General features: G+C 66.9%; 1 protein-coding gene. It reads right to left on the bottom strand.

Annotated elements, in window-relative coordinates:
* Positions 1 to 1,840, bottom strand: a 1,840-nt coding sequence (gene xdhB / locus ACO2Q4_RS23575; RefSeq protein WP_423322164.1) for a xanthine dehydrogenase molybdopterin binding subunit, incomplete at its 3' end; no start/stop codon positions are given.
* Positions 1,841 to 1,878: the final 38 nt, after the last annotated feature.

Below are 1,878 nucleotides of genomic sequence, written 5' to 3'. Positions count from 1 at the left end.
CGCCATAGGCGAAGTAATAGAAGGGCCGGCCCTGGCCGGTGTCGCGGTTCCAGTGGATCTTGGGCGTCTTGTAGAAGCCCGCGGCCGACAGCTGGATCCGGGCCATATAGGCGGATTTGACGAAGTCCTGAAAGGACATCTCCTCGTCGCCGATGCGGGTGGTCTCGCCGATGGTGACGAGTTCGGGGGCAATGCCCCTGGTTTCGGCGGCGAAGGCGGTCAGGCGCTCGATCAGCTGGCGGCAGGCGTCCAGCGCCGCCATCCCGTTCAGGTCCGACCCCGAGCTTGCGGCGGTGGCCGAGGTGTTCGGCACCTTCTCGGTCGTGGTCCTGGTGATCCTGATGCGGTCGATGTGGACGCCAAGCGCCTCGGCCACGACCTGGGCGACCTTGGTGTTCAGGCCCTGGCCCATCTCGGTGCCGCCGTGGTTCAGGTGGATCGAGCCATCCGAATAGACATGGACCAGCGCGCCGGCCTGGTTGAACCAGGTCGCGGTGAAGCTGATGCCGAACTTGACCGGGGTGATCGCGATGCCCTTGCGGATGACGCCGCCCCGCGCATTCCAGTCGAGCACGGCCTGGCGGCGCGCGTGATAATCCGACGACGCCTCCAGCTCGTCGAAGATGCGGGGCAGGATCTGGTCCTCGACCTCCTGGTGATAGGGGGTCAGCTGGCCGTTCCGGTAAAGGTTCAGCTTGCGGATCTCCAGCGGGTCGCGCCCCAGCGCATAGGCGATATCCTCGACCACGCGCTCGGCCATGACGACGCCCTGGGGTCCGCCGAAGCCGCGGAAGGCGGTGTTCGAGCAGGTATTGGTCTTCATCGGATGGCTGCGCAGTTCCACCGCCGGATAGTAATAGGCGTTGTCGGCATGGAACAGGGCGCGGTCGGTCACCGGGCCGGACAGGTCGGCCGAGAAGCCGCAGCGGGCATAGAAGTCGGCCTCGACCGCGTGGATCTTGCCGGTTTCGTCGAAGCCGACCTCGTAATCGATGACGAAGTCGTGGCGCTTGCCGGTGATCTGGAAGTCGTCGTCGCGGTCGGGGCGCAGCTTGACGGCGCGGTTCAGCCGTTTCGCGGCCAGCGCGGCGGTGACGCAGAAGATGTTCATCTGCGATTCCTTGCCGCCGAAGCCGCCGCCCATGCGGCGCACGTTCACCACCACCGCGTTCGAGGGCACGGCCAGGACATGGGCGACCATGTGCTGGACCTCGGTCGGATGCTGGGTCGAGGTATGGATGACGATCTCGTCATCCTCGCCGGGCAGGGCGAAGGCGATCTGGCTTTCCAGGTAGAAATGCTCCTGCCCGCCGACGGTCAGGCGGCCCGAAAGGCGGCGGGGGGCGTGTCCCATCCCGGCCATGTCGCCGCGGGCCAGCTTCAGCGGCTTGGTGACATAGCCCATGCCGGCGTCGCGGGCGGCGATGGCGTCCAGCGCGAAGGGCAGTTCCTCATAGGTGACGCGGGCCAGTTGGCAGGCGCGGCGGGCCTGGTCGCGGGTCTCGGCGACCACCGCAAAGATCGGCTGGCCCAGGAACTGGACCTCGGGGAAGGCGAAGACCGGGTCGTCATGCAGCCCGTTCGGGCTGATGTCGTTGACGCCGGGAATGTCATCGGCGGTCAGGACCAGGTGGACGCCGGGGGCGTTGCGCACCGCCGACAGATCCATCTCGGTGATGCGGCCATGCGCCACCGTCGACAGCCCCAGATAGGCATGCAGCGTGCCGATCGGCTCGGCCAGGTCGTCGGTGTAATCGGCCCGGCCGGTCACGTGCTTCACGGCCGAGTCGTGGATGATCGAGCTGTGGGCGGCGCCCTTGACGATGACGTCCTGTTTCATTCCACCCTCCTCAGGCGGTGTTCCGCGCCCGACTGTTC

The organism is Paracoccus sp. KR1-242, from assembly GCF_049446195.1.
Classification (GTDB): domain Bacteria; phylum Pseudomonadota; class Alphaproteobacteria; order Rhodobacterales; family Rhodobacteraceae; genus Paracoccus; species Paracoccus broussonetiae.
The sequence above is the reverse complement of the archived record's forward strand: the minus strand, read 5'-3'. Positions and strand labels throughout refer to the sequence as shown.